The sequence below is a fragment of the Deferrivibrio essentukiensis genome (assembly GCF_020480685.1).
In the GTDB taxonomy this organism is placed as follows: Bacteria; Chrysiogenota; Deferribacteres; order Deferribacterales; family Deferrivibrionaceae; genus Deferrivibrio; species Deferrivibrio essentukiensis.
Window position 1 is genome coordinate 1 of sequence record NZ_JAJAFU010000042.1, and the last position, 4,403, is coordinate 4,403.

Sequence of the window (4,403 nt, forward strand, 5' to 3'; positions counted from 1 at the left end):
GTAAAATGAAAAAATTATTAATTTTTACGGCTTTAATTATAAGTGTTACATCAACTATATATGCTAGCGTCATCAAAAAAGATTTTCGTGAGCTTGTAGGTAACAAATTTATCAACGCATCGATAAAAGACGTCAATCTTTTGAGATTTCCATATCAAATTAAAGAGGTCCAATCAAGCAAAGATTTATCTATGAACATCAGAGGTAAAAATGTTTTTATAAAACTAATTGAAAAAGTGCCAACCGAATTATTCATTATGCTGAATGACCCTGATGAAACGACAATTAATATTATTTTAAATCCAAAAGACATTCCATCACAAACGATAGAGTTTACCGACAAAACAGCAGAGATGAAAAAAGTCTATGAAGAAGAAAAATCTATACCTTATGAAAAAGCGATAAGGAACATTATCGTGTCAATTTCAAAAACAGGAAAAGTAAAAGGTTATTCTGTATTAGAAGCGGATAATGAAACAATCAAAACTAACGAACTGGAATTAACAAAACTTAGAACATACCAGGGCTATAAGTATAGCGCTGAAGTCTGGAAAGTAAAAAATATTTCCGATAAGGCTTTATATCTTGAAGAACCTTTTTTTTATATGATTGGTATGAAGGCAATCAGCATCGAAAACCATAATCTTGCAAAAGGCGAAGAGACCTTACTCTATATTGTGAGGTGACAAATGCTTGATAAAATTAAAAGTTTATTTAACAAAGATGGGTTGGTTACAAACGAAGACATCTTAAATAGAAAAAGAATTTATATCGGTATAGCTGCAATAGTTGTTGTTTTAGGTATTATTGCATACAGTTATTTTAGTTATGCGAATAAGGTAAAAGAGTTTGCTAAAAAAAATAGAGTTGTCCGGAAAGATTCCATAATTACAGATGAAGATAAAAGAAATTCCTGGAAAGTATATATTGAGTCAGAACTTGAGAAAATAAAAAAAGAAAATGAACAGTTAAAAAAGACGGTTGAGGAACAGAAGAAAGTTATAGAAACATACAAAAATCAAAATACCATTAGTGATGCAAAAGAAATGGTAAAAAAAGAAGATGCAAAACAGATAGAGAAAGAAGTTTTAGCAAAGTATAAAGAAAAAAAGGAAAAAGAACCAGAAGCAACTAAAGCAACTAAATTCAATTTAAATTTACTTCCACCACCACCAGCACCAAAAAACAATAACAACAAAGTTGCTTATACAAAAAAAATTAATGCGAATACTAATTTTGACAAAAGACTAACCAATAATTCTGCAAACAAGAAAGATGTGGGAATAAGAGTATACAAACCTGCACAGGAACCTGCCACAGCAAAAAAAGAAAAACCAAAAAAATCCATATACATTCCATCGGGCAGTTTTTTTGAGGGTATATTGCTAACAGGTCTTGACGCTCCAACAATGCAGGCAGGAACGAGTAATCCTCAGCCTGTATTAATCAACATAAACAAAGACGCAATACTGCCAAATAATTACTCAACAGACATTGTTGACTGTTTTCTTTTAGGTTCGGGCAGAGGCGATTTGTCAAGCGAAAGGGCTTATATCAGATTAGTGAAACTGTCCTGTATAGATAAAGACAAGCAGGTAATCGATACGGATATTGAAGGATGGATAATAGGGGAGGATGGCAAGGTTGGTGTTCGTGGCCGTCTGGTATCAAAGCAAGGGTCTGTATTGGCAAAAGCGTTGCTTGCTGGTTTTGCTGAGGGTGTTGCAAAAGCATTTTCATCAACTGCAAGCAATATTAGCGTAACTCCAGAAGGTTCTGTAACGACAATTGATCCAGATAAAGCGTTTCAGGTTGCCGGATACACAGGGGTAGGCGAAGCAATGAAAAGACTCGCTGATTTTTATATGAAAATGGCCGAAAGTATGTTTCCTGTAATTGAGGTTGGAGCTGGCAGAACAGTAACCGTGGTTATTAAAGACGGAAAAGAGCTAATTTTAGATAAGAAGAAAATAGTTCAAACAATAAACTATGACATAAAGGAGGTAGAGTGATGAAAAAAAGCGTTTTTATAGCGTTTTTATTAATAATTTCAACGGTAGCTTTTGCGAGGGATATAACAATGGCAAAGACGGATTTTGATCATAGCAGATATGAGTTAATTACGATGGCTTATAGTTATAGAACTCAACCGCTTTATATGGATGTCGGTCTTGGTATTGAAGAGCTATTAAAAACGACAGAAAATATATGTTTGAAATTTCCAGATTGTGTCGGTGTGTATAACTTTGAGATGAATGTTTCAGCATCACAAGGCGGTAGATTTTATTATGCTACATTTGATCTTGTAAGGAGAAAGAAATGAGAAAACCAGCAATAATGTTATTAATAAGTTTCGCGGTAATGTTTTCAGGTTGCGCAAAGATGCTTAGTCCGGGAGCAACTGAATTTAAATGTCCTGCCAAAGGCACAGGAGTTTGCGCTGATGTTACAACAGTTTATCAGAATAGACATAATATTGAAACATTAAAGTTTAAAGATTTGCCTGACAAAGATACTTACATTGAAGAAAAATGCGGATTTCTAAAGAATTCAAGCGAAAACAAAGGGAATTTTGAATATAACGATTGCGTTTATAGGGCAAGTAAAGAATATGAAAAACTTAAAAAACAGGCAAAAATTGAAGATAAAAACACAAAGCTTAAAATCTTAGCAACCGGCAATGAGACATTATACAAAGCTTTGAGAGCCGACGAGGGCATTCCTTTAAGACAACCTGATGAAGTTATCAGTATCTGGATTGCTCCATATAAAACTGATACAGGCGATTTAGTATATAGCCATTACATTTATGCGGTTAGGAAAAAATCTGACTGGTTATTTATTCCAGAAAGCGAACAGACAAAAATATTAAGACAGAGCAAACAGTTTAATCCGCTTATGCCATATCTGCCTGAAAGCAAAATTGTAAAATAGGGGAGAAATACATGGGATTGGCGGTAAAAAATCTACAGGCAATATTTGAGCGAGGAAGGATAGCGGATTATTTAAGCGTATATCATTATGTAAAAGACGGTATTTATGCTTTGCGTGATGGATGGCAAAATAAAACAAAATAAAAGGACAGGCATTTATTTCTTGACCTTTTTACCCAAATCTGCTATTGTTTATCCATCAGGAGGCAGCCATGACCAGACCAAGAAGCAGCTTTGTTTCCCTTGAAGATACCGGCTGGTATCACTGTGTATCAAGATGTGTCCGTAGAGCTTTTTTGTGCGGTGTTGATTCTGCTACCGGCAAAGACTTTGACCACCGCCGCCAGTGGATTGTCGATAGAATGAAACAACTTACTGAAATTTATTCTGTCCATATTGCTGGCTATGCTATTATGAGTAATCATTATCATATTGTCCTTAAAATTGACCCAGAAGCTGTCTCTGAATTAACGGATGAAGAAGTTTTGAGTAGGTGGAAAAAACTATATAAATTACCTGACTATGCAAACACTTATCTTAAAGATAGCAGTAAATTACCTACTTACGAAAAAGAGCTTACAGAAGATTACATTCACAAGATAAGAGAAAGATTATATGATATTTCCTGGTTTATGAAGTCATTAAACGAATACATTTCCCGGCGTGCCAATAAAGAAGATAGCACAAAAGGTCACTTCTGGGAAAGCAGATTCAAATGTCAGGCATTGCTTGATGAAAAAGCAATATTGTCTGCACTTGCCTATGTTGATTTAAATCCTATTCGCGCAGGTATTGCTGAATTACCTGAATCATCTGATTTTACTTCCATAAAAGAACGTATAGAATGTGAAAAAGAATCAAAAGTACCTCATAAACTAATGAAATTTGATACGGAAGAAAAAGAAAGAAATGCTATCCCATTTGGATTTAAAGAATATTTAGAGCTTGTTGATTGGCTTGGAAGAGTTGTAAGAGAAGACAAAAAAGGCAGCATTGATAAAAATAAACCTAAAATTTTGGAAAGACTTGGTATATCCGCTGATGGTTTTGCGGAGTATTCTCATAAGCTGCTGAAAGAATTTGGCAACGCTGTAGGGTCTCCCGAAATCATCCACCGCCTCTATACAACAAGAAACCTCAAGGGGATGAAAGGGATTAAAGCCGCCAAAAAAATATTTGCGGCGTAATCTGTTGGCCTGGGTATTTGATATGATATATTTACATTTGTTTTTTTCGTTAACCGTGGCCATTACGATTGCATCTTTTTAAATTTAGTTTTAATTTTAGTAATTTTTTGTTCACTTTCTATCTACATTTAGCAAAATTATCTCAAATTAATTTATATTCTTGTTCTTTATTTAATAACAAATCAAAATACAATTAAAAAGGATATCCTTTTGAGAATAAAAGGACTATTTATAAGTGCCTGTCCTTTTTTTTGCTTTCCTTTTTTTTGCTTTTTTTTGCATT

The 4,403-nt window shown here is 34.0% G+C and carries 6 protein-coding genes; all 6 read left to right on the top strand.

Features of this window, described 5'->3' with window-relative positions; all coding sequences use genetic code 11:
- Window positions 1–686, top strand: a 686-nt coding sequence (locus LF845_RS11605; RefSeq protein ID WP_242821176.1) for a TraK domain-containing protein, incomplete at its 5' end; no start/stop codon positions are given.
- A gap of 3 nt (window positions 687–689) precedes the next feature.
- A complete protein-coding gene (locus tag LF845_RS11610) occupies window positions 690–2,012 on the top strand; it encodes a TraB/VirB10 family protein (protein WP_242821177.1) in 1,323 nt (440 codons plus the stop codon).
- The gene (locus tag LF845_RS11615; protein ID WP_242821178.1) at window positions 2,012–2,323 is read left to right on the top strand and encodes a hypothetical protein; all 312 of its coding nucleotides are present in this window, start codon (window positions 2,012–2,014) and stop codon (window positions 2,321–2,323) included. Before LF845_RS11610 ends, LF845_RS11615 begins: the two co-directional genes overlap by 1 nt.
- Entirely contained in the window at window positions 2,320–2,934 is a 615-nt protein-coding gene (traV, locus tag LF845_RS11620; RefSeq protein ID WP_242821179.1) for a type IV conjugative transfer system lipoprotein TraV, read from the top strand. Before LF845_RS11615 ends, traV begins: the two co-directional genes overlap by 4 nt.
- Window positions 2,935–2,945: 11 nt before the next feature.
- Window positions 2,946–3,077: a hypothetical protein gene (locus LF845_RS11970; protein ID WP_278252260.1), complete on the top strand. Its 132-nt coding sequence runs from the start codon at window positions 2,946–2,948 to the stop codon at window positions 3,075–3,077.
- 68 nt (window positions 3,078–3,145) lie between these two features.
- Complete coding sequence (locus LF845_RS11625) at window positions 3,146–4,120, top strand: transposase (RefSeq protein ID WP_242821180.1); 975 nt, start codon at window positions 3,146–3,148, stop codon at window positions 4,118–4,120.
- The last annotated feature ends 283 nt before the right edge of the window (window positions 4,121–4,403 follow it).